This window comes from Paracoccus thiocyanatus, from assembly GCF_900156255.1.
Lineage (GTDB): Bacteria > Pseudomonadota > Alphaproteobacteria > Rhodobacterales > Rhodobacteraceae > Paracoccus > Paracoccus thiocyanatus.
This window is the reverse complement of the sequence record NZ_FTMK01000025.1, coordinates 1-22154: the sequence shown is the minus strand read 5'-3', so window position 1 is coordinate 22154 and position 22154 is coordinate 1. Positions and strand designations below refer to the sequence as shown.

The window sequence follows — 22154 nt, the reverse complement described above, 5'->3', positions numbered from 1 at the left end:
GATGCCGCGCCGGCCCCGATCGGCGCGGCATTCATGAAAACATCCGGGGGGATAGCGTGCAACCCGCCGCGATCATGCTATGGCGGGGACGGGAACTACCGGGCCGGGGACAGGACATGCCGGAACATCTGCTGATCATCGACGACGACACGCGGCTTGCCGCCATGCTGCGCGACTATCTGTCCGCCAACGGCTATGGCGTGCAGACCGCGGCCAGCGCCACGGCGGGCCTGGCCGAACTGGCGCGCAACCCGGCCGACGCTGTGGTGCTGGACGTGATGCTGCCCGACCTGGACGGGTTCGAGGTGCTGAAGCGCATCCGCGCCGGCTCGGACGTGCCGATCCTGATGCTGACCGCCAAGGGCGACGAGACCGACCGGATCGTCGGGCTGGAAATCGGCGCCGACGATTATCTGCCCAAGCCCTTCAACCCGCGCGAATTGCTGGCGCGGCTGCGCGCCATCCTGCGCCGCCGCGGCGCGCCCGCGCCGTCGGGGGTGCTGCGCTTTGGCCGGCTGGAAATCGACCCCGGCTCGCGCATGGCGCGGCTGGGCGGCCAGCCCTGCGACATCACGGGACACCAGTTCGACATCCTGCTGGCGCTGGCCGAAAGCGCCGGGCGGATACTTTCGCGCGAGCAGTTGCTGGACCGGGTAAAGGGGATCGAGGCTGACGCCTTTGACCGCTCGATCGACGTGCATGTCTCGCGCATCCGGGCGGCGATCGAGGACGACCCGCGCCATCCGCGGCGCATCGTCACCGTGCGGGGGGCGGGCTATGTCATGGCGCGGCGCCAGGACGACGAGGGGTGATGATGCGCGGCCGGCTGTTTCTGAAAATCTATCTGACGGTCCTGGGCGGCATCGCCATCCTGGCCCTGGCGGGGGTGGCAACGGTCCTGGCCCTGGTCGCGCGCGAGGATCGCGGCTGGCTGAACCAGCGCGCCACGGTGCTGGCGGCGGCGCTGGCCGGGGCACGGGACGCGCAGGCGGTGCTGAACCGCATCGGCCCGGCCATCCATTCCGACATAGAATTGCGCGACGCGGCCGGCCGGATCATCGCGCGCCACGGCGATCCGGGCGATGGCGGCCGGGCGGTCAGCGTCGCCATGCCCGATGGCGGCAGCATGACCATGCGCTTTGACCCGCCCTTTCGCCGGCACGGCATTCCGCTGGTGGTGCTGGCGCTGGTCGCGGGGCTGACGGCGGTGGCCGCCTGGCCGGTGGTGCGCCACCTGACCGGCCGGCTGGAGCGCCTGCGCCGCGGCGTCGAAACCTGGGGGCAGGGCGATCTGGCCCTGCGCGTCCCGGTCGAGGGGCGCGACGAAATCGCCGCCGTGGCCGCCAGCTTCAACGGCGCGGCGGCGCAGGTCGAGGCGCTGGTGAACGGCAATCGCGCGCTGCTGGCCAATGCCAGCCACGAGCTGCGCTCTCCGCTGGCGCGGCTGCGCATGGCGGTCGATCTTCACGACAGCGACCCGTCCGACGCCCGCCGCCAGGAAATCGCCCGCAACCTGGCCGAGCTTGACGAGCTGGTGGGCGAAATCCTGCTGTCGAGCCGGCTGACCCATGCCGGCATCGCGGAACCGCTGCAAAGGCTGGACCTGCTGGCGCTGGCCGCGGAAGAGGCGGCGCTGGCCGGGCTGGAGGTCCGGGGCCATTCGGCCGAGGTGACGGGGGATGCGCGGCTGCTGGCCCGGCTGATCCGCAACCTGATCCAGAACGGGCTGCGCCATGGCCGCCCGCCGCTGGACATCACCGTCGGCGCCAGCGGGGCGCAGGCCTGGCTAAGCGTTCGGGATCACGGTCCCGGCGTCCCCCTGCGCGATGGCGAGCGGGTGTTTGAACCCTTCTATCGCCCCGGCGGCCATGGCGAGGCGGCGGGCGGCTGGGGCTTGGGCTTGGCGCTGGTGCGCCAGATCGCCGAGGGTCATGGCGGCAGCGTCCGTTTGGACGCCCCGCCGGACGGGGGCGCGGCATTCACCGTAACCTTGCCGCTGGCGCCAAAGGCCCATTGATCTGGCCAGCCCCAAGCGGGCGGGGACGGAAACGGGGCCGGTCCTGGGCCGGCCCCGGTCGATCGGCGCTTACTGCACCAGCGCCTTGCGGTGCTGGGCGTGGCGCATCGCCAGCTTGCGGCCCATCCGCCCCGAAGCCAGCAGGCGGGCGCCAAGCGGCAGCGCATCCTCGGGCCGGTCGCGCAGTTCCGGGAACAGCGCAAAGATCTCGGCCTGCGCCTTACTGCCGACGGCTTTCAGCGCCTCGGGGCCGGTATAAAGCGACTCGGTCTCGGCGCCTTCGGACAGCACGATTTCGTGCTGATCGAACAGGAAGTGGAAATATTCCACCTGGGCCAGATCGGCGGCGACGTCGATGCCCGCGATCTGCAAAAGCTGCTTGGCCGCGACCAGGACCTCGGTGGCGCCGAACATCTTTTGCGCAATCTTCGAGCGCACCAGGACGCGATGCTGGGGCGAGACCAGCAGGTCGCGGCGGGGCAGATCCTTGCCAAGCGCACCGGCGGCAATGCGGATCGGACGCAGGTTGGGATTGCTGTCCAGCACCTCGCTTTCCAGGGCGCGCGAGCCGATCCAGCGCAGCGGCTGCAAGCCGTGGTCGCGGGTCAGCACCATCATGCCCGGCACCAGTTCTTCGACCGGGACGGGGCCGTGCTCGGTCTCGATCAGGGTGCCGCGCACGAAGCAGGGGAAATCGTGGCGGTCGGTATAGATGCCGTCATAATCCAGCTTGTAGCAGCTTTTATCCCTCGGGAACACGACCGAGACGATGGGATCGGTGGTCAGCGCATTCAGCTCGGCCGCCGAGGCGCCCTTGGGCGGGGGCAGCAGGAAGACGTTGCCGTCCTTGTCCTGCATGATCCGCAGGGTCAGCGTCTTTTCATAGGTGCCGCCGTCATCGTCGCGGAACGTCACCTTGACGCCTTTGACCTGGAAGGTGGAATCGATCCGCTGGCTGCTTTGGTTGCCATCGCCGTCGGCATCGTGGCTGACATATTCGCTTTCGTTGCGGATCGTGCCGTCGCCGTTCTTGTCGGTGGTCGTCAGTTCGACCCGGTCCTTTCACAGCGGGTCGGCGACGGAACCCAGGCCTTTTCCGCCCAGGACGCTGGCGGCGTTTTCGGCACCGGCGCGATCTTCCCTGGGATCCATGTCCGACATCTTCCCAAGGAAGATCACGGTGGTGCTGTCCACCTCGACGGGATCACAATTTTTACGTGACATTTCAACACTCGCTATTCAGATACGCGCCCTTGCGGGTGAATGCGTAATCGGTTGCCTCGCGCGGGCTGAGCTTTGGACAAGCGGTGCCCATCGCCGTAATCGGCGTTTCCAGCCGAATTCAGCCGGACAAGCTTGTCAGGTGCTGCAACGCGCAGTATCGGGCCAACAGGGCGCCGACAGTGTTTTGTCCGATAAACCTGAATTTCAGGCAAGTGCGAGAACTGAACCGTCTGGTTATATCAACTTAAAATTGCAGCGATATTTCCGACGGCAGCGATAAGGATGCGGATGCCTGTATTGCCAATATGTCTGAAAATGGCCCGCGGGCAGGGGCGCGGCGCAAAAGAAAGGGGCCGGGCGAATGCCCGGCCCCGAAAGGTCCAGCCTGGTTGCGGCGATTATTCGCGGTTGCCCAGGAATTGCAGCAGGAACATGAACAGGTTCAGGAAGTCCAGGTAGAGCTGCAACGCGCCCATGATCGCGGCCTTGCCCAGGAAGTCGCGGTCCGAATTGGCCAGTTGCAGATAGGTGTTCTTGATGTTCTGCGTGTCAAAGGCGGTCAGCCCGGCAAAGATCAGCACGCCGATCACCGAGATGGCGAACTGCATCGCGCCCGATTTCAGGAAGATGTTCACGATCGAGGCGACGATCAGCCCGATCAGGCCCATCATCAGAAAGGTGCCCATGCCCGAGAGGTCGCGCTTGGTCGTATAGCCGTAAAGCGACAGGCCGGCAAAGGCCACGGCGGTGATCAGGAAGGTCTGGATGATCGAATAGCTGGTATAGACCATGAAGATCCAGCTAATCGAGATCCCCATCAGCGCGGCGAAGGCGTAGAAGACGGTCGTCGCGGCCGATACGGACAGCCGGTTCAGCGCCGCGCCGAAGCCAAAGACGACCAGCAGCGGCGCAAACATGATGACCCATTTCAGCGGCGAGGTGTAGATGGCGGCCCCAAGCTGGGTCAGCGTCCCGTCAGGGTTCATCGCCAGGCCCGAGATGCCCCAGGCGGTGCCGGCCGTGACCAGCATGGCCACGGACATCAGGCCGTAGACCTTGTTCATATAGGCGCGAAGGCCCTCATCCACGGCAGCCGAGCGCGTCGCGGTCCCGGCCGTGCGGATCGAATTGTAGTCTTGCATAGGTTCTCCCCGGTCGAAATTCGCGGTGCGGCCCGGACGCCCCACCATCCACGCAGATATTGGCGAAGGATGATGATTTTTCAATGCGACATCGGTGGATTCGGGGGCATCTGACGAAAATTTCACAGGCTAACGATCACCTTGCCGGTCGCACGCCGCGTCCGCAGCAGGTCATAGCCCTGGGCCAGCCGCTGAAGCGGCAGCGTGGCGCCGACGTGCGGGCGCAGCCGGCCCTGGTCGTAAAGCGCGAAAAGCGCCGCGATGTCCTGGCGCAGCAATGCGGGGTCCAGCTTGCGATAGCCGCCCCAGTAAAAGCCGTGGATGGCGATGTTCTTGACCAGGGCGTGGTTCAGCGGCAGGGCCGGGGGCTTGCCGCCGGCAAAGCCGATGACCAGGAAGCGCCCTCCCGGCCGCAGCGCGCCAAAGGCGGCCGCGCCGGGCGCATCGCCCACGGGATCATAGACCACGTCGACGCCGCCCAGTTCGCGCAGGGCCGCGCGCAGGTCGGTGCAGGTTTCGCTGTCCAGGCATTCCGTCGCGCCGGCCGCCCGCGCGATCGCCAGCTTGTCCGCGCCGCGCGCCACCGCGATCACCCGCGCGCCCAGGGCGGCGCCGATTTCGACCGCGGTCAGGCCGACGCCGCCGGCCGCGCCCAGCACCGCCAGGGTTTCGCCCGCGCGCAGCCCGCCGCGCAGGGTCAGGGCGAAATGGCTGGTGCCATAGGCGATCAGAAAGCCCGCCGCCTGCTCATAGGGCATCGCGTCGGGAATCGGATAGCAGGCCTGGGCGGAAAACAGGTTCGCCTGGGCCATGGTGCCCTGTTGCTGCACCGCAACGCGGGTGCCCGGCGCCAGCGCCACGCCTGGGCCGGCGGCCAGCACCTCGCCCGCGCCTTCCAGGCCGGGGACAAAGGGCAGGGGCGGAGTTTCCTGATAGCGCCCCTCGGTCATCAGCAGGTCGGCGAAATTCAGCGCCGCCGCATGCAGGCGTACCAGCACCTGGCCCGGACCGGGGGCGGGCAGGGACAGGTCCCCTGCCACGGGCGAACCGGACATTTCCTTGATTTGCATCATTTTCCAGGTCGTCTGCATGATTCCCTCGATCCCTCCGTCAGGCCGCCAGCGCGGCTTTTTTCCATGTTTCCGGGGGGTTCGGCCAGAGCCATTCGCCGCCCCCAGGCGATTGTCTTTTTGGACAAGTGGGCATTATCGACCTCGAAAATTGCGCCGATCTGGTGTAGCGCCCGTTTAGATTGAGTGAGGTGTTACCATGAAACATGATGTTGATGTCCATGTCGGAAAACGCATCCGTCACCGCCGATGGATGATTGGAATGACCCAGCAGCAGCTTGCCGAAAAGGTCGGGATCAAGTTCCAGCAGATCCAGAAATACGAAACCGGCATGAACCGCGTCTCGGCGTCGCGGCTTTGGGACATCGCGCGGGCGGTGGACGTGCCGGTCAGCTTCTTCTTCGAAGGGCTAGAGGACGGGCTTGTCCATAACGCGGTTGAAGGCGACATCCTGGCCGACAAGGAGGCGCTGCAACTGGTGCGGGCCTATTACGCCATGCCCGAGGCGCAGCGGCGCCAGATCTTCGAGCTGGCCCGCGTGCTTTCCGACGCAGCCTAAAGCCGTGACCGCCGCCGCTGCGGGGCTTTCGCTTGCGCGGCACTGCGGCTAAACCTGCGCCCAGGCAAGATCCCCAGGGCAGGTCATGACGGCAAACAGGAGCGAACCAACCGACGAGGCCAAGCGGATCATGGCCGTGGCGCATCGCCTTGCCGATGCCGCGCGCGTCCAGACGCTAAGCCTGTTCCGCAGCCCCTTGCTGCGGCCCGACAACAAGTCCGCCACCGGCTTCGACCCGGTGACAGAAGCCGACCGGGCCAGCGAACGCGCCATGCGCGCCATCCTGGCCACCGAGCGCCCCGAGGACGCGATCCTGGGCGAAGAATACGGCGTCCAGAATGGACGAAGCGGCCTGACCTGGATACTCGACCCGATCGACGGCACCCGCGCCTTCATGGCGGGGGCCCCAAGCTGGGGCGTGCTGATCGGCGTCAGCGACGCGCAGGGCCCGATCTATGGCATCGTCGACCAGCCCCACCTGGACGAGCGGTTCGAGGGCGGGCTGGGCCCCGCCCGGCTGATCTCGGGCCGGGGCACGGTGCGCTTGTGCTCGCGCCGCGGCGTGGCGCTGGAGCAGGCGACGCTGATGACCACCTATCCCGAGGTGGGCGATCCCGGCGAACAGGCCGCCTTCCTGCGCGTGGCGTCGCGGGCGCGGCTGGTGCGCTATGGGCTGGACTGCTATGCCTATGCGCTGCTGGCCGCCGGCCATGTCGATCTGGTGATCGAGGCCGGGCTGCAACCCTATGACGTGGCGGCACCCATCGCCGTGGTGCAGGCGGCGGGCGGCGTCGTCAGCGACTGGCAGGGCGGGCCGGCGCATGGCGGCGGCACCATCCTGGCCGCGGGTTCACCGGAATTGCACGCAGAGGCGCTAGCCTTGCTGAAGGGCGATTGAGGCCCGGACGCAAGGCTCCTATGGTGCCTCGACCCCGCCCTTTCCCGACCGTCCATCCTCGTCCCAGGACCCATTCCGAGGAGCCGCCGATGACCGAGCCGCGCGAAGCCGAAACCCCCGAGGCCGATTTCCACCTGACCCGCCAGGGGCTGGAGGTGATCGACAAGGCCATCGACGACGGTGATGGTCCCGCCCTGGACGCGGCGCTGGAGCCGATGCACGCCGCCGACATCGCCGACCTGATCGAGCAGCTGACCACGGCGCGGCGGCGCGAATTCCTGCAACTCTATTCCGGCGAGATCGACGGCGAGATCCTGTCCGAGATCGACGAATCCATCCGCGAAGAGGTGATCGAGCAACTGCCCGACGAGGTGGTGGCCGAGGCCGTGCGCGAGATGGACAGCGACGATGTCGTCGACCTGATCGAGGACATGGAGGCGCCCGAGCAGCAAGCCATCCTGGCGGCGCTGGACGAATCCGACCGCGCCGCCGTCGAACGCTCGCTGACCTGGCCGGAATATTCGGCCGGCCGCCTGATGCAGTCCGAGGTGGTGACGGCGCCCGAACACTGGACCGTGGGCGAGGCCATCGACTTCCTGCGCGCCGAGGAATGGCTGCCCGACCAGTTCTATCACATGGTGCTGGTCGATCCGCGCCGCCACCCGACCGGCTATGTCACGCTGGGCAAGCTTCTGGCCTCGCGCCGCGAGGTGCTGTTGCGCGACCTTGCCGAGGACAGCTTCCGCACCATCTCGGCCCGGCAGGACGAAGGCGACGTCGCCTATGCCTTCAACAAGTATCACCTGATCTCGGCCCCTGTGGTGGATGACGACGACCGGCTGGTGGGGGTCATCACCATCGACGACGCCATGTCGGTGCTGGACGAGGAACACGAAGAAGACTTCCTGCGCATGGCCCGCGTCTCGGATGACAGCCACGTCTCGGACGGGCCGTTGCAGACCGCGCGCCAGCGCCTGCCCTGGCTGGTGATCAACCTTTGCACCGCCTCGCTTTCGGCGCTGGTGATCTCGCGCTTCGAAGCGACGCTGGCGCAACTGGTGATCCTGGCGGCGCTGATGCCCATCGTCGCCTCGACCGGCGGCATCGCCGGCACGCAGTCGCTGGCGGTGGCGGTGCGCGCGCTGGCCACGCGCGAGCTGACCAGCGCCAATGCGCGCCGCGTGGTCCTGCGCGAACTGATGGCGGGGATGCTCAACGGCCTTGGCCTGGCCCTGATCCTGACCCTGGCCGGCGCGGTCATCCTGGGCAGCTTGCAGATCGGCCTGGTGCTGGGCATGGCGATGATCGCCAACCAGGTGGTCGCGGCGATGGGCGGCGTCCTGGTGCCGCTGAGCCTGAGCAGGCTGGGGCTGGACCCGGCGCTGGCCTCGGGCACCTTCGTCACCACCATGACCGACATGATGGGGTTCTTTGCATTCCTGGGGCTGGCTTCATGGATCCTGGTCTGAAGGCCGCATTGCGCCAGGCGGCCCTGGCGGCACGCGCGGCGGGCGGCGACGACGCGGCGCTGACGCGCCACCTGATCGCGGCGCTGGCGCCCCATCGCGGGCAGGTCCTGGCCGGCTATTGGCCGATGCGGGGCGAGGCCGATCCGCGCCCGGCGATGGCTGCCCATGACGGGCCGGTCTGCCTGCCGGCGGTGATCGGCCCGGCCCGGCCGCTGGAGTTTCGCGCCCATGGCGACCGGCTGGAGCCGGGCCGGTTCGGCACCAGCCACCCGCCCGCCGATTCGCCGCTGCTGCGGCCCCAGGTGCTGATCGTGCCGCTGGCCGGTTTTGACCGGGCCGGGCATCGGCTGGGCTATGGCGGCGGATTCTACGACCGGACCCTGGAATCCCTGCGCGCCGGCGGCCCGATCACGGCGATCGGGCTGGCCTATGCCGCGCAAGAGATTCGCGCCATCCCGGCCGAGCCGACCGACCAGCCGCTGGATCTGGTCGTCACCGACCAGGGTGTCATCCTGCCGCAGGCGTGAATCCTTATGCGCGAGCTTGCGAACAAAATTGCAACCATGACGCTGTCCGCCTGGGGATAAGTTTGTGGAAAACGGGTGAATGACCCTCGGGAACCCGTGCTGATCGCTTGGCTTTTCGTCCTGCTGTGTGGTCCGGCAGTTGTTAACAAGGCCCCTGCCGCGAATCTCGCCGCGCTGGCGGGGCTTAAAATCGCTTTGCTGTCCAGCGAAAAAAGAGATTGAAACAGGGCTTCATTCGGGTCAATTTGTGTCCCACGCCCCAGGCACCACCAAATCTGGTACCCTTTCAGGGAAACGGAGGCGGGTCGGCAGCAGGGATGAAGATCAGGAAAAAGCTTTCGGGGTGCCGCGTGAGCCGGTCGCCTGGACCCGCGCCGCTGGGCGCTGGCCGCGGCGGACATGCGCCCAGGGCAGGATGACGGGGGACAGTCAAGGCATGCGGATCGAACGGCGCTTTACCACGGCCGAGAGCGGGGCTTACGGCGCGCTTTCCTTTACCACCACCACCAGCGAGATCCGCAATCCCGACGGCACGGTCGTGTTCCGCAACGATGCGGTCGAGGTGCCCCAGGGCTGGAGCCAGGTCGCCTCGGACGTGATCGCCCAGAAATACTTCCGCAAGGCCGGGGTGCCGGCGCGGCTGAAGCGCGTCAAGGAAAAGGGCGTGCCCGAGTTCCTGTGGCGTTCCGTCCCCGACGAGGAGGCGCTGGCGGCGCTGCCCCAGGAGGCGCGCTTTGGCGGCGAGTCCAGCGCGCGGCAGGTCTTCGACCGGATGGCCGGCGCCTGGGCCTATTGGGGCTGGAAGGGCGGGTATTTTTCGAACGAAGAAGATGCCCGCACCTATTACGACGAGATGCGCTATACGCTGGCGGCGCAGATGGGCGCGCCGAACAGTCCGCAATGGTTCAACACCGGCTTGCATTGGGCCTATGGCATCGACGGCCCCGGCCAGGGCCATTTCTATGTCGATTACAAGACCGGCAAGCTGGTCCGGTCGGACAGCGCCTATGAACATCCCCAGCCGCATGCCTGTTTCATCCAGTCCGTCGCCGACGACCTGGTGAACGAAGGCGGCATCATGGATCTGTGGGTCCGCGAGGCGCGGCTTTTCAAATACGGCTCGGGCACGGGCACCAATTTTTCGTCCCTTCGAGGGGAGGGCGAGAAACTGTCGGGCGGCGGGAAATCTTCGGGGCTCATGGGCTTCCTGAAGATCGGAGACCGCGCAGCCGGCGCGATCAAATCGGGCGGAACGACCCGGCGCGCGGCAAAGATGGTGATCTGCGACATGGATCACCCCGACATCGAGCAGTTCATCAACTGGAAGGTCATCGAAGAGCAGAAAGTCGCCTCGCTGGTGGCCGGCTCCAAGATGCACGAGCGCAAGCTGAACGAGATCTTCGCCGCGATCCGCGGCTGGGACGGCAGCATCGAGGACGCCACCGACCCCAGCCGCAACGCGGCGTTGAAATCGGCCATCCGCTCGGCCAAGCGCAGCATGATCCCGGAGACCTATGTCAACCGGGTTCTGCAATATGCCCGCCAGGGCTTTGATTCCATTGAGTTCCCGGTCTATGATACGGATTGGGATTCAGAAGCCTATGTCTCGGTCTCGGGGCAGAACTCCAACAACTCGGTGCGGGTGACGGACGCCTTCCTGCGTGCGGTGCGCGAGGATCTGCCGTGGGAACTGGTGCGGCGCACCGATGGCAAGGTCGCCCGCACCGTTTCGGCGCGCGAGCTGTGGGAACAGATCGGCCATGCCGCCTGGGCCTGCGCCGATCCGGGCATCCAGTTCCACGATACCGTCAACGCCTGGCATACCTGCCCCGAGGACGGGCCGATCCGTGCCTCGAACCCGTGCAGCGAATACATGTTCCTGGACGACACCGCCTGCAACCTGGCGTCGATGAACCTGCTGAGCTTCTGGCGGGGGGGCGAGTTCGACGCCGACGGCTATGTCCATGCCTGCCGGCTGTGGACGGTGACGCTGGAAATCTCGGTCATGATGGCGCAGTTCCCCAGCCGCGAGATCGCGCAGCGCAGCTATGATTTCCGTACCCTGGGCCTGGGCTATGCCAATATCGGCGGCCTTTTGATGACCATGGGGCTGAGCTATGACAGCGAGCAGGGCCGGGCGCTGTGCGGCGCGCTGAGCGCCATCATGACCGGCGTCGCCTATGCCACCTCGGCCGAGATGGCGGCGGAACTGGGGCCTTTCGCGGGCTATGGCAGGAACGCAGGCGCCATGCTGCGGGTGATCCGCAACCATCGCGCCGCGGCCCATGGCACCGGCAGCTATGAAGGCGTGAACGTGGCGCCGGTGGCGCTGGATGCCGCAAACTGCCCCGATCCGCGGCTGGTGGCACTGGCCCAGGGCGCCTGGGACGAGGCGCTGGCCCTGGGCGAGGCGCATGGCTATCGCAATGCCCAGGCGACGGTGATCGCGCCGACCGGCACCATCGGCCTGGTGATGGATTGCGACACCACCGGCATCGAACCCGATTTCGCGCTGGTGAAGTTCAAGAAGCTGGCCGGCGGCGGCTATTTCAAGATCATCAACCGCTCGGTCCCGGCCGCGCTGGAGGCGCTGGGCTATGGCTCGGCCCAGATCGAGGAGATCATCGCCCATGCCGTCGGCCATGCCAGCCTGGGCAATTGCCCCGGCATCAACCATGCCAGCCTGATCGGCCACGGCTTCGGCCCGCGCGAGCTGGAAAAGATCGACGCGGCGCTGGCCTCGGCCTTCGACATCCGCTTCGTCTTCAACCAATGGACGTTGGGCGAGGCGTTCTGCCGCGAGACGCTGGGCATCCCCGCCGACAAGCTGAACGACCCAAGCTTTGACCTGCTGCGGCACCTGGGCTTTAGCCGCGCGCAGATCGAGGCGGCGAACGACCATGTCTGCGGCACCATGACGCTGGAGGGCGCGCCGCATCTGAAGCCCGAGCATTACCCGGTCTTCGACTGCGCCAATGCCTGCGGCAAGAAGGGGACGCGCTACCTGTCCGTGGACAGCCATATCCGCATGATGGCCGCGGCGCAGAGCTTTATCTCGGGCGCGATTTCCAAGACCATCAACATGCCCAACAGCGCCAGCATCGGCGATGCGCTGGCCGCCTATGGGCTGAGCTGGTCCTTGGGCATCAAGGCCAACGCGCTTTACCGCGACGGCTCGAAACTGTCGCAGCCGCTGGCATCCGCCCTGGTCGAGGACGACGAGGAGGCCGAAGAGATCCTGGCCACCGGCAATGCGCAGGAAAAGGCCGCGGTGATCGCCGAGAAGATCGTCGAGCGCATCATCGTCAAGGAAGCCGTGCGCAGCCATCGCGAAAAGCTGCCGCAGCGCCGCAAGGGCTATACTCAGAAGGCGATCATCGGCGGGCACAAGGTCTATCTGCGCACCGGCGAATATGACGACGGCAAGCTGGGCGAAATCTTCATCGACATGCACAAGGAAGGCGCCGGCTTCCGGGCGATGATGAACAATTTCGCCATCGCCGTTTCCGTGGGCCTGCAATACGGCGTGCCGCTGGAGGAGTTCGTCGATGCCTTTACCTTTACCCGCTTCGAGCCGGCGGGCATGGTCCAGGGCAATGACAGCATCAAGAACGCCACCTCGATCCTGGACTATGTGTTCCGGGAACTGGCGGTGTCCTATCTGGATCGCACCGACCTGGCGCATGTGCAGCCGCAAGGCGCGCGGTTCGACGACCTGGGCGGGGGCGAGGCCGAAAGCCAGCCCAATGTCGCCCCGGTCAGCGAAGGCGCTTCGCGGTCGCTGGAGATGCTGCGGCAAATCAGCTCGACCGGCTATCTGAGAAAGCGGCTGCCGCAGGATCTGGTGGCCTTGCAAAGCGGGGTCTCGGTGGCGGCGGTTTCGACCGCCGAGGGCGCGGCGGCGGTGGGCGTCGTCACGCTTGACGCGCGGGCGCAGGCGCGGATGCAGGGGTATGAGGGCGATCCCTGCGGCGAATGCGGCAATTACACGCTGGTCAGGAACGGCACCTGCATGAAGTGCAATACCTGCGGCGGCACCAGCGGGTGCAGCTAGGCAAACCGCAGGGGCGCAACCCGCCCCTGCCATCCGGGCAGCGGCATGACGCCTGGGGCATGGCCTGATCCTGGCCGGCCGCCTGGCCCCGGCACCGGGCCCAAGATCGCCGCTGCGACCCCGCCTCTGTTCCGCGTTCCCTTGGGGGGCGCGGAACTTGTTCATTCGGGGGCGGTTACGTCCGGCCTTGTCCGCAAGTCACGATCAGTTCATCCTTTGCGAGCGTGGTTCATTTGCAACGGGGTCGAAAATACCCTTCAACGTGAGCATATTGCCAGGACACCGGATAGCGCCGCCCCGGCATGGAAGGAGATAATCCAGATGAACAGACCCTCTTCCCGCCCACTCCTGACCGCCTCCAGCCTTGCGCTGATGCTGGCGCTGACACCCGCCCTTGCGCAGGAACCAGCCGCACCCGAGGGTGCGGCCGAGGCCCAGCCGCTGACCGCCCCCGAAAGCCCGGCGCATCAGCAGCAGGTGATGCCGGAAAGCTTTGCCGACCTGGTCGAGCAGGTCAGCCCGGCGGTCGTCAACATCACGACGACCTCGACGGTCTCGACGCCGCTGGTGCGCGGACCGCAACTGCCCGAGGGCAGCCCGTTCAGCGACCTGTTCCGCGAATTCGGCTTTCCGGGCTTCCCGCCGGGCGAGGGCAACCCGTTCGAGCGCGGGCCGCAGCGAGAGCAGCGTTCGAATGCGCTGGGTTCGGGCTTTGTGGTCTCGGCCGACGGGCTGATCGTGACCAACAACCACGTCATCGAAGGTGCCGACGAGATCGAGGTGGAATTCTTCTCGGGCCGGCAATTGCCGGCCAAGGTGATCGGCAAGGATGAAAAGACCGATATCGCGGTGCTGAAGGTCGAAAGCGCCGACGCCTTACCCTTTGTCAAGTTCGGCGACAGCGACGTGGCGCGGGTGGGGGACTGGGTGCTGGCGCTGGGCAACCCGCTGGGCCAGGGCTTTTCGGCCTCGACCGGGATCGTTTCGGCCCGCAACCGCGCGCTGTCGGGCACCTATGACGATTTCATCCAGACCGATGCGGCGATCAACCGCGGCAATTCGGGCGGGCCGCTGTTCAACATGGATGGCGAGGTGATCGGCGTCAACACCGCGATCCTGTCGCCCAATGGCGGCTCGATCGGGATCGGCTTTTCCATGGCGTCGAACGTGGTGTCCAAGGTCGTCCAGCAGCTTGAGGAATTCGGCGAGACGCGGCGCGGCTGGCTGGGGGTCAAGATCCAGCCGGTGACGGACGATATCGCCGAATCGCTGGGCCTTGCCGAGGTGCGGGGCGCGATGGTGACGGATGTTCCCGCCGGTCCCGCCGCCGATGCCGGCATGAAGGCGGGCGACGTAATCACCCGTTTCGATGGCGGCGAGGTCGAGGATCCGCGCGACCTGGTGCGCCGCGTGGCCGACGCCCCGGTCGGCGAGGCGGTGGATGTCGTGGTGCAGCGCGACGGCGAAGCGGTCGAGATGAAGGTGACGCTGGGCCGGCGCGAACTGGCCGAAGGCGCGGGCGGCAGGACCGAGGGCGCACCCCAGTCGGCGGACGAGGTGATGGGCATGGCCCTGACCGAGCTGACGCCGGAAATCGCCGCCGAACTGGGCGTAGGCGACATGCAGGGGCTGGTGGTGCAATCGGTCGATCCCAGCGGGCCTGCGGCCGACAAGGGCCTGGCCGTGGGCGATGTCATCACCGAGGCCGGCCAGCAGCCGGTCGTCACCCAGGCCGATCTGGAGGCGCGGATCAAGGAAGCCCGCGATGCCGGGCGCAAGTCCATCCTGGTGATGGTGCGCCGCGCCGGCGAGCCGCGCTTTGTCGCGCTGCCGGTGGAATGAGCGCATGAAAAAGGGCCGGGAAATCCCGGCCCGTGCAGGGGCGCCGCGTGGCGCCCCTTTTTCATGGCTTATTGCTGGGGCGCCGGGGCCGGTGCGGCGGGGGCTGCCGGTTCGGCCAGGGCGGGCGCGGGGATATCCTTGTTCGCCTCGGCCAGCGCGGCCATGCCGGCGGTAAAGCCCGACAGCGACAGCGACAGCTTGACCATCTGGTCCTGCGGCGCGCCAAAGGGCAGAAGCGACACGGTCGCTGCCTTGCCGCGCTTCATCGGGCCAAGATCGGGCTCGCCCACGCCGACGCGCGAAACGCAGCCGACCTGCGCGCAAAGCAGGAAGGGGTAGCGGGCTTCCTTGCCGGAATCGACTTGCAGGCCGACACCGGCCTGAAGATCGGTTTCCAGCGGCGCGATAAAGGTGATCACCGCCTGGACCTCGCCGGTCATCGGGATGACCGAAGCTTCGGCCACCGGCGAATCGTTGCTGTCCTTGAGCAGTTGATAAAGCTCGCAGGGATCCTTGCCGTCTTGCGACTTCATGCAGCGCAGCGTCCAGTCGCCATGGGTGGACCGGGCATAGGGCTGGCCGACCTGGGGCTCGGCCGCCTCGCCGCCGGGCTGGGCCTGGGGCGCAGGTGCCGCAGGGGCCTCGGCCGCGGGTGCCTCGGCCGCGGGTGCCTGGGCCGCGGGGGCGGTAGCTGGTGCTTCGGCAGCGGGCGCTTCGGCAGCCGGTTGGGCGGGGGTTTCGGCCGCGTCTTGTGCCAACGCGCCGGTGGCAGCGCCGGCCGCGGTGAAGAGGGCGGCGATCAGCGCCGCGGACGTCCTGGTGACCATGTTTTCTTCCTTTGGTCCGTTCATCGCCCCGGTCCTAGCATGGGCGCCCCGCCTTGTCAGGGCGCATCGCATCGCGCGGGCGTCACCTTTGCGTTGGCCGAAGCGCTGGCCCAACGGCGATGCGGCGGACGAAAAAAGGATCCGGGACGCGCATGCTGCAAGCGCGCGCGCGCCCCGGATCCCCGTGCTTCTTCCCTGCCGGACTGGCCGGTCATCATTGAACAGGAAGGCTAGAGCCAGCGCGCAAGGCCGTCAACTGTCCTTAAGGTCAGTATGACATCGCGGCCAAAGGCGGGGTCCGGGCGGAAAAAAAAGCCGCGCCCAAAGGCGCGGCAGTCCAACAGGGAGGAAGCCGGGCCGCCGCACATGCGGGGTCCGGCAAGGATCAGATTGGCACAAAATCCTTGTGGTTGTATGGTCCTTTTGTCCGAACGTGCGCTTTTTCGCCGATCCGTGGAGGAAACATGACAGACACCGTCGATCTGGATGCCGGAACGGTCTTTATCGGCGGGGGCGGGCCGGGCCACGCGCTGCCGCAGGTGCTGCTGCTGAAATATGCCAACCGGCACGGGCTGGTCGCGGGCGCGACGGGGACCGGCAAGACGGTGACGCTGCAAACCCTGGCCGAATCGTTTTCCCAGGCCGGCGTCCCGGTCTTCATGGCGGATGTCAAAGGCGACCTGGCCGGTCTCGCCAAGCCAGGCGATCCGGGCGGCAAGCTGCATGATGCGTTCCGCAAACGCGCCGACACCATCGGCCTGGCGCTGGATTACCAGGCTTTCCCCGTCACCTTCTGGGACATCTGGGGGGAACGCGGCCATCCGGTCCGCACCACCCCGGCCGAGATGGGGCCGCTGCTGCTGTCGCGGCTGTTGGGCCTGTCCGACGTGCAAGAAGGGGTGATGAACATCGCCTTCCGCGTCGCCGACGAACAGGGGCTGGCGCTGCTGGACCTGAAGGATTTGCAGTCCATGCTGGTCTGGGTCGGCCAGAACGCCAAGGAGCTGTCGCTGCAATACGGCAATGTCTCGACCGCCTCGGTGGGCGCGATCCAGCGCGCGCTGATGGTGCTGGAGAACGAGGGCGGCGACCGGCTTTTCGGCGAACCGGCGCTGGAGCTTGCCGATATCATGCGGCTGGACGCCTCGGGCAAGGGGATGGTCAATATCCTGTCGGCCGAGCGGCTGATGAACGCGCCGCGGCTTTACGCCACCTTCCTGCTGTGGCTGATGTCCGAACTGTTCGAGCAATTGCCCGAGGTGGGCGACCCGGACAAGCCGCGCATCGCCTTTTTCTTCGACGAGGCGCATCTGTTGTTCGACGACGCGCCGCCGGCGCTGGTGGACAAGATCGAGCAGGTGGCGCGGCTGATCCGCTCGAAAGGGGTCAGCCTGTGGTTCATCAGCCAGAACCCGGCCGACCTGCCGGATGCGGTGCTGGGCCAATTGGGCAACCGGGTGCAGCACGCGCTGCGGGCCTTTACCGCCAAGGACCAGAAGGCGCTGCGGCTGGCGGCGCAGAACTATCGCCCGAACCCGGACTTCGACATTGCCGAGGCGATCCAGTCGGTCGGCACCGGCGAGGCCGTGACCTCGTTTCTGGAAGCAAAGGGCGTGCCGGGCCTGGCGCAACGGACGCTGATCCGCCCGCCATCCGCGCAGCTTGGCCCGATCACCGATGCCGAACGTGCGGCGATCAACGCCGCCTCGCCCATGGCGCTGAAATACGGCCGCGCGCTGGACCGCGAATCGGCGGCTGAAATCCTGGCGGCGCGGGCCGGGGCGGCGGCTGCGGACAGGGCGGGGGCCGGGGGTTCGGGCGCGGACGCGGATCTGTGGCGCATGGACCGCGACCATGCGCGCGGACGCCGCTATGAACCCGGCCGGCGGGTCCCGTCCGACCCTGCGCCCCGCGCCCGCAGGTCCGGCAGCGATTCCATCGCCGTCACCTTCGGCAAGAGCCTGGCGCGGCAACTGGGCAGCAAGACCGGCCAGGCGCTGGTGCGCGGCGTGCTGGGTTCGCTTTTCAGGGGCAGGTAAGCGGCGCGGCGGCGGGGCGGATGGCGGCTTCGGCCGTCTCGGCCATGATCGCGATCAGCAGCATGACGTGACGGTGCAGGTCGTACCCGGCCTGGCCGCCGCGCCGGGCCTGGTCAAGCCGCTCCTCTTCGGCCAGCAGCCGGGCCAGGGCCATGCCGGCCGCGGGCAGGTCGTCGCATTTCAGGACCCGGCGCAAGTCGCGCGTCCGGTTCCACCCCGCCTGGCCGGCCCTGGCCGCGCGCACCAAAAGGCGCGGGCGGCGCATCGGCTGCGGCCTGGGACGCGGCGCAAAGGCGATCACTGTGCAGGTCGTGGTCATGGCGAAATCCTCTGCCGGTCGAATCCGCTAAAATTATTCGCAACCTGAAGGCGTGTTGCGTCCCGGTCTCGACCGGCGCGCGCTGCGGCAAGGAATCGTTAGGAATTCTTAGCAAATACTGCCGCATCTCGCGCCGGTCCGGCTTTATCCGGTGGGGTGAGCAACAACCCATGGGCGAGCATCGGCCCGCTCGTCTTCAGGAAGCGAAGGAATGACCATGACGATTTTGACGGGAGATTTCGCCCCGGACGCGCGGATCGCCGCCTTGCCCGCCGGCGCCGAGGCCACGGATTGCAATTCGCCCGAATCCGCGCTTGCCGGCCCGGCCCGCGACGACGCGCTGAAGCTTTATCTGCGCCATGTCGAGGGCGGGGAATCGATCCGCGCCCTGGCGCGCGAGGCGGGCTGCCACGCTTCGACCATCCTGCGCCGCATCCGCCGCTTCGAGACGCGGCGCGACGACCCGCTGGTCGACGGGGCGGTGGAACGGGCGGCGGCCAGGGACCGGGGCAAGGACGGTGACGCATCCACCCGCGCGCCGGGGGTGGCGCCGGGGGTCAAGGGCATGAACCAGATCGCCCGCGTTCTGCGCCGCCTGGCCGAGCCGGGGGCGCAACTGGCGGTGGCTGCGGGCATGGACAAGGCCATCGTCGTGCGCGACGATATCCGCACCGCCATCCTGGACCGTGAACTGGCCGAACATATGGCGATGCGCGGCTGGGTGCAGCTTGTCGGGCAGGGCAGGCTTAGCCGCTATGGGATTTCGCCGCAGGGGCGCGAGGCGCTGCGGGCGATCCTGGCCGCCCGGCGCGGCAACGCCCTGCCGCGAACCGAGGATTTCGTCCTGGCCCAGCCCGTTCCCGACGGCTGCGCCGAAGCCGCCACCGCTTTCACCCATGCCGACCAGCACCGGCACTGGGAAGACCGCGAGATCACCGACCCCGAGGACGGCCGCCGGCGCCGCGCCCGCGTCAACATCGCCGAAAGCCCGCTTCTGGTGCTGGCGCGGCGGCGCGAGGCGGACGGGCGGCCCTTTCTTGCCCCCGAACTGGTCGCGGCCGGCGAAAGGCTGCGCGAGGATTTCGAACTGGCGCAGATGGGGCCGCGCATCACCCAGAACTGGGACCGTTTCTTGACGGCGGGGGTGGATGTCTCGCGCGGGGCGGCCGGCCACGGCGGCGGCTCGGACGGTGCGCGCAACCGGGTCGGCGCCGCGCTGCGCGAGCTTGGCCCCGGCATGGGCGACCTGTGCCTGCGGGTCTGCTGCTTCCTGGAGGGGATCGAGATGACCGAGCGGCGGCTGGGCTGGTCGGCGCGCTCGGGCAAGATCGTGCTGCGGCTGGCCCTGATGCGGCTGGAGCGCCATTACCGCGAAACCTATGGCGCGGGCGCGCCGCTGATCGGCTGAGCCGGGGACGCGGCCATGAAAAAGGGCGCCGCGGCGGCGCCCTTTCGCATCTCGGTCGCGGGATTGGTCAGGCCGCGGCCTTGGCGGGGTTGGCGCGCAGCCAGTCCAGCACCGCCTCGGGCGCGGTGGCGCCATAGGGATCTTCGGCGCAATCGTCGCAGCGGCCCGGCTCTTCGAACCAGGCTTCGACGCGGCCGTCCTTGACCACGGCGGCATAGCGCCAGCTGCGGGCGCCGAAGCCCAGGTTGTCCTTGCGCACCAGCATTCCGACCTTTTGCGTGAACTCGCCCGATCCGTCCGGGATCACCCGGACATGCGTCAGGCTTTGCGCCCTGGCCCATTGGTTCATGACGAAGCTGTCATTGACCGACAGGCAATAGATCGCATCGACGCCCAGCCCGGCCATCTCGTCGGCGGCCTTTTCGAAGCCGGGAAGCTGATAGGTCGAGCAGGTGGGTGTGAACGCGCCGGGCAGCGAGAACAGCACGACGCGCTTGCCGCCGAAATAGTCCGAACTGGTCACGGCCTGCCAGCGATAGGGGTTGGACCCGCCGACGGATTCGTCGCGAACGCGGGTCTGGAAGGTCACTTCGGGAAGCAGATCGCCTTGTTTCATCCTTCGTCCTTTCGTCATCCGCTCCTCCCTGATGTCGATGCTGCAATGCGGCATCGGCCGCGCGTTGATGGACCCTGCATTCGCGTTGATCAACCCCCCGAAACCTCGTAAGTTCGTCTGACTTGCCAGCCAAAGGATGCCGACATGGCGGAAATGCCCCCGGTTCTGCGCCACCCCGAAAAGGCCCATCGTCCCGACCAGCCCCAGCCGAAAAAGCCGGGATGGATCCGCGTCAAGGCGCCGACCAGCCAGGGCTACAAGGACACCCGCGACATCCTGCGCACCAACCGGCTGTCCACCGTCTGCGAAGAGGCGGGCTGCCCCAATGTCGGCGAATGCTGGAGCCAGGGCCACGCCACCATGATGATCATGGGCGAGATCTGCACCCGCGGCTGTTCCTTTTGCAACGTGACGACCGGCAAGCCCGATGCGCTTGACGTGTTCGAGCCGGGGCGCGTCGCCCATGCCGTGCAAAAGCTGGGGCTGAAGCATGTGGTCATCACCTCGGTCGACCGCGACGACCTGGACGATGGCGGGGCGGAGCATTTCGCCCAGACCATCCGCGCCATCCGCCACCGCTCGCCCGGCTCGACCATCGAGGTGCTGACGCCCGACTTCCTGAAAACCCGCCCCGGCGCGCTGGAGGCGGTGGTCGAGGCGCGGCCCGACGTCTTCAACCACAACCTGGAAACCGTGCCCGGCCTTTATCCGACGGTCCGGCCCGGCGCGCGCTATTTCCACAGCCTGCGGCTGTTGCAGCGCGTCAAGGAACTCGATCCCGCCATGTTCACCAAATCGGGCATCATGGTCGGCCTGGGCGAGGATCGGCAGGGCGTCTTGCAGGTCATGGACGACATGCGCGCCGCGGACGTGGATTTCATCACCATCGGGCAATATCTGCAACCGACGCCCAAGCATCATCGGGTGGACCGCTTCGTCACCCCCGAAGAATTCAAGGGCTACGAGAAATCGGCCTATGGCAAGGGCTTCCTGATGGTGTCGGCCACGCCCTTGACGCGATCTTCCTATCACGCCGGCGACGATTTCGCCCAGCTGCGCCAGGCGCGGCTGGCCCGGCTTGGACAGGCGTAACTCGGGGCTTGCAAATATCCGCGTTGCGCCTTAGGCGGAACGCGAAAGGTCCGCGCGCGGACCTTGGACAAGAGCGCCATGGGGGTATGGCGGAATGGTAGACGCAGGGCATTCAAAATGCCCCGCCGCAAGGCGTGGGGGTTCAAGTCCCTCTACCCCTACCAGCGCTCTTTCCATTCGCCGGCGATCCGGTCCGCCATAGGATCGGGGACGAATGGTGGCAGCCTGGTGCGGTCCGGCGCCGCATCCGCCAGATTTCCCGCTTCGACCGGAACGACATCTGCCTGGCACGCTGCCGGCCCGCTTCCGATCCCCATAATCGTCATGTTTGCACAAAGAACCGCTCAGGGCGGGATCTGTAAAATATTTGCAGATTGCGCATAGTCCCTGTCAATAAATTTACAGAATTATCCTTTGTATAAAATGTATTTAACATATTTCCGTGATCTGCTTAACATTTCCGAAAGGCCCGCTTCCCGTGATCCGTCACGGGGCTGCCCATCGGGGGGCAAGCGGGACGGGGGGCGAATGCGACTGCTACGAGGGGGAAGCCATGTCCATTGAAAACGTTAAGAAACATCCCATTCCGGCTGGTTTTTCGGATGCTTTGGTTGGGCCTTCCGACTATGCCCGGCTCTATGCCGAATCGATTTCGGATCCCGAGGGGTTCTGGGGGCGCGAGGGGCGGCGGCTGGACTGGATCCAGCCCTATGGCAAGGTCAAGGACACCGATTTCACCATGGGCCGGGTCTCGGTCAAATGGTTCGAGGACGGGGTGCTGAACGCCTCGGTCAACTGCATCGACCGCCATCTGGCCGAACGCGCCAACCAGACCGCGATCATCTTCGAACCCGACGACCCCGACCAGCCCGCCCGCCACATCACCTATGCCGAACTGTCCGAAAAGGTGAACCGCTTTGCCAATGTGCTGCTGAGCCAGGGGGTGATGCGCGGCGACCGGGTGGTGATCTACCTGCCGATGATCCCCGAGGCGGCCTATGCCATGCTGGCCTGTGCGCGCATCGGCGCCATCCATTCCATCGTCTTCGCC

The 22154-nt window shown here is 67.0% G+C and carries 19 protein-coding genes and 1 tRNA gene; 14 read left to right on the top strand and 6 right to left on the bottom strand.

What is annotated here, in order from left to right:
- Positions 1-116 precede the first annotated feature (116 nt).
- The gene (locus F3H32_RS14790; RefSeq protein ID WP_149766504.1) at positions 117-812 is read left to right on the top strand and encodes a response regulator; all 696 of its coding nucleotides are present in this window, start codon (positions 117-119) and stop codon (positions 810-812) included.
- Complete coding sequence (locus F3H32_RS14785; RefSeq protein ID WP_223191480.1) at positions 812-2017, top strand: HAMP domain-containing sensor histidine kinase; 1206 nt, start codon at positions 812-814, stop codon at positions 2015-2017. Before F3H32_RS14790 ends, F3H32_RS14785 begins: the two co-directional genes overlap by 1 nt.
- A 69-nt stretch (positions 2018-2086) precedes the next feature.
- On the opposite strand, the gene F3H32_RS14780 is transcribed toward F3H32_RS14785, so the two are convergent.
- Entirely contained in the window at positions 2087-2932 is an 846-nt protein-coding gene (locus F3H32_RS14780; protein WP_223191478.1) for a Hint domain-containing protein, read from the bottom strand.
- Between the two features lie 45 nt (positions 2933-2977).
- Between F3H32_RS14780 and F3H32_RS17960 the strand changes: the two genes are divergently transcribed.
- On the top strand, positions 2978-3238 hold the full coding sequence (locus F3H32_RS17960; RefSeq protein WP_149766502.1) for a hypothetical protein: 261 nt from the start codon (positions 2978-2980) through the stop codon (positions 3236-3238).
- 401 nt (positions 3239-3639) lie between these two features.
- Here the strand turns inward: F3H32_RS17960 and F3H32_RS14770 are convergent, their stop codons facing one another.
- Both F3H32_RS14770 and F3H32_RS14765 read right to left on the bottom strand, forming a co-directional pair.
- Positions 3640-4383, bottom strand: a complete 744-nt coding sequence (locus F3H32_RS14770; protein WP_115756021.1) for a Bax inhibitor-1/YccA family protein — start codon at positions 4381-4383, stop codon at positions 3640-3642.
- A gap of 122 nt (positions 4384-4505) precedes the next feature.
- On the bottom strand, positions 4506-5474 hold the full coding sequence (locus F3H32_RS14765; protein ID WP_149766501.1) for an NADPH:quinone oxidoreductase family protein: 969 nt from the start codon (positions 5472-5474) through the stop codon (positions 4506-4508).
- 178 nt (positions 5475-5652) lie between these two features.
- Here F3H32_RS14765 and F3H32_RS14760 point away from each other — a divergent pair, with 178 nt between their 5' ends.
- The 6 genes from F3H32_RS14760 to F3H32_RS14735 all read left to right on the top strand — a co-directional run bounded on the left by F3H32_RS14760 (position 5653) and on the right by F3H32_RS14735 (position 14802).
- Complete coding sequence (locus F3H32_RS14760) at positions 5653-6012, top strand: helix-turn-helix domain-containing protein (RefSeq protein WP_115756022.1); 360 nt, start codon at positions 5653-5655, stop codon at positions 6010-6012.
- Between the two features lie 85 nt (positions 6013-6097).
- Entirely contained in the window at positions 6098-6910 is an 813-nt protein-coding gene (locus F3H32_RS14755; protein WP_149766500.1) for an inositol monophosphatase family protein, read from the top strand.
- An 89-nt stretch (positions 6911-6999) separates the two neighbouring features.
- Complete coding sequence (gene mgtE, locus F3H32_RS14750) at positions 7000-8379, top strand: magnesium transporter (RefSeq protein ID WP_149766499.1); 1380 nt, start codon at positions 7000-7002, stop codon at positions 8377-8379.
- Positions 8364-8906, top strand: a complete 543-nt coding sequence (locus F3H32_RS14745; protein ID WP_149766498.1) for a 5-formyltetrahydrofolate cyclo-ligase — start codon at positions 8364-8366, stop codon at positions 8904-8906. Before mgtE ends, F3H32_RS14745 begins: the two co-directional genes overlap by 16 nt.
- A 436-nt stretch (positions 8907-9342) precedes the next feature.
- Positions 9343-12960, top strand: a complete 3618-nt coding sequence (locus F3H32_RS14740; RefSeq protein WP_149766517.1) for a vitamin B12-dependent ribonucleotide reductase — start codon at positions 9343-9345, stop codon at positions 12958-12960.
- A 321-nt stretch (positions 12961-13281) separates the two neighbouring features.
- Positions 13282-14802, top strand: a complete 1521-nt coding sequence (locus F3H32_RS14735) for a DegQ family serine endoprotease (protein ID WP_149766497.1) — start codon at positions 13282-13284, stop codon at positions 14800-14802.
- 68 nt (positions 14803-14870) lie between these two features.
- Here the strand turns inward: F3H32_RS14735 and F3H32_RS14730 are convergent, their stop codons facing one another.
- Complete coding sequence (locus tag F3H32_RS14730; protein WP_223191477.1) at positions 14871-15629, bottom strand: invasion associated locus B family protein; 759 nt, start codon at positions 15627-15629, stop codon at positions 14871-14873.
- A 464-nt stretch (positions 15630-16093) separates the two neighbouring features.
- Here F3H32_RS14730 and F3H32_RS14725 point away from each other — a divergent pair, with 464 nt between their 5' ends.
- Positions 16094-17668, top strand: coding sequence for a helicase HerA-like domain-containing protein (locus tag F3H32_RS14725; protein ID WP_149766495.1), 1575 nt, complete (start codon positions 16094-16096; stop codon positions 17666-17668).
- Here the strand turns inward: F3H32_RS14725 and F3H32_RS14720 are convergent.
- Entirely contained in the window at positions 17655-17987 is a 333-nt protein-coding gene (locus tag F3H32_RS14720) for a DUF6477 family protein (protein ID WP_149766494.1), read from the bottom strand. The genes F3H32_RS14725 and F3H32_RS14720 overlap by 14 nt on opposite strands.
- A 211-nt stretch (positions 17988-18198) precedes the next feature.
- Between F3H32_RS14720 and F3H32_RS14715 the strand changes: the two genes are divergently transcribed.
- Complete coding sequence (locus tag F3H32_RS14715) at positions 18199-19395, top strand: DUF6456 domain-containing protein (RefSeq protein WP_149766493.1); 1197 nt, start codon at positions 18199-18201, stop codon at positions 19393-19395.
- Between the two features lie 67 nt (positions 19396-19462).
- Here the strand turns inward: F3H32_RS14715 and F3H32_RS14710 are convergent, their stop codons facing one another.
- Entirely contained in the window at positions 19463-20011 is a 549-nt protein-coding gene (locus tag F3H32_RS14710; RefSeq protein WP_149766492.1) for a peroxiredoxin, read from the bottom strand.
- A gap of 144 nt (positions 20012-20155) precedes the next feature.
- Here F3H32_RS14710 and lipA point away from each other — a divergent pair, with 144 nt between their 5' ends.
- The 3 genes from lipA to F3H32_RS14695 all read left to right on the top strand — a co-directional run.
- On the top strand, positions 20156-21103 hold the full coding sequence (lipA, locus tag F3H32_RS14705) for a lipoyl synthase (protein ID WP_115757395.1): 948 nt from the start codon (positions 20156-20158) through the stop codon (positions 21101-21103).
- A gap of 80 nt (positions 21104-21183) precedes the next feature.
- Positions 21184-21267, top strand: a tRNA-Leu gene (locus tag F3H32_RS14700).
- Positions 21268-21656: 389 nt separating this feature from the next.
- A partial coding sequence (locus F3H32_RS14695; RefSeq protein ID WP_149766491.1) for an AMP-binding protein occupies positions 21657-22154 on the top strand: 498 nt, incomplete at its 3' end.

Excerpts from the sequence above, each read along its gene's own strand:
- F3H32_RS14760 (WP_115756022.1), top strand. The coding sequence starts at position 5,653 with ATGAAACATGATGTTGATGTCCATGTCGGAAAACGCATCCGTCACCGC.
- lipA (WP_115757395.1), top strand. The coding sequence starts at position 20,156 with ATGGCGGAAATGCCCCCGGTTCTGCGCCACCCCGAAAAGGCCCATCGT.
- F3H32_RS14720 (WP_149766494.1), bottom strand. The coding sequence starts at position 17,987 with ATGACCACGACCTGCACAGTGATCGCCTTTGCGCCGCGTCCCAGGCCG.
- F3H32_RS14715 (WP_149766493.1), top strand. The coding sequence starts at position 18,199 with ATGACCATGACGATTTTGACGGGAGATTTCGCCCCGGACGCGCGGATC.
- F3H32_RS14765 (WP_149766501.1), bottom strand. The coding sequence starts at position 5,474 with ATGCAGACGACCTGGAAAATGATGCAAATCAAGGAAATGTCCGGTTCG.
- F3H32_RS14770 (WP_115756021.1), bottom strand. The coding sequence starts at position 4,383 with ATGCAAGACTACAATTCGATCCGCACGGCCGGGACCGCGACGCGCTCG.
- F3H32_RS14785 (WP_223191480.1), top strand. The coding sequence starts at position 812 with ATGATGCGCGGCCGGCTGTTTCTGAAAATCTATCTGACGGTCCTGGGC.
- F3H32_RS14755 (WP_149766500.1), top strand. The coding sequence starts at position 6,098 with ATGACGGCAAACAGGAGCGAACCAACCGACGAGGCCAAGCGGATCATG.
- F3H32_RS14745 (WP_149766498.1), top strand. The coding sequence starts at position 8,364 with ATGGATCCTGGTCTGAAGGCCGCATTGCGCCAGGCGGCCCTGGCGGCA.
- F3H32_RS14735 (WP_149766497.1), top strand. The coding sequence starts at position 13,282 with ATGAACAGACCCTCTTCCCGCCCACTCCTGACCGCCTCCAGCCTTGCG.
- F3H32_RS14740 (WP_149766517.1), top strand. The coding sequence starts at position 9,343 with ATGCGGATCGAACGGCGCTTTACCACGGCCGAGAGCGGGGCTTACGGC.
- F3H32_RS14730 (WP_223191477.1), bottom strand. The coding sequence starts at position 15,629 with ATGGTCACCAGGACGTCCGCGGCGCTGATCGCCGCCCTCTTCACCGCG.
- F3H32_RS14790 (WP_149766504.1), top strand. The coding sequence starts at position 117 with ATGCCGGAACATCTGCTGATCATCGACGACGACACGCGGCTTGCCGCC.
- F3H32_RS14710 (WP_149766492.1), bottom strand. The coding sequence starts at position 20,011 with ATGAAACAAGGCGATCTGCTTCCCGAAGTGACCTTCCAGACCCGCGTT.
- F3H32_RS14725 (WP_149766495.1), top strand. The coding sequence starts at position 16,094 with ATGACAGACACCGTCGATCTGGATGCCGGAACGGTCTTTATCGGCGGG.
- mgtE (WP_149766499.1), top strand. The coding sequence starts at position 7,000 with ATGACCGAGCCGCGCGAAGCCGAAACCCCCGAGGCCGATTTCCACCTG.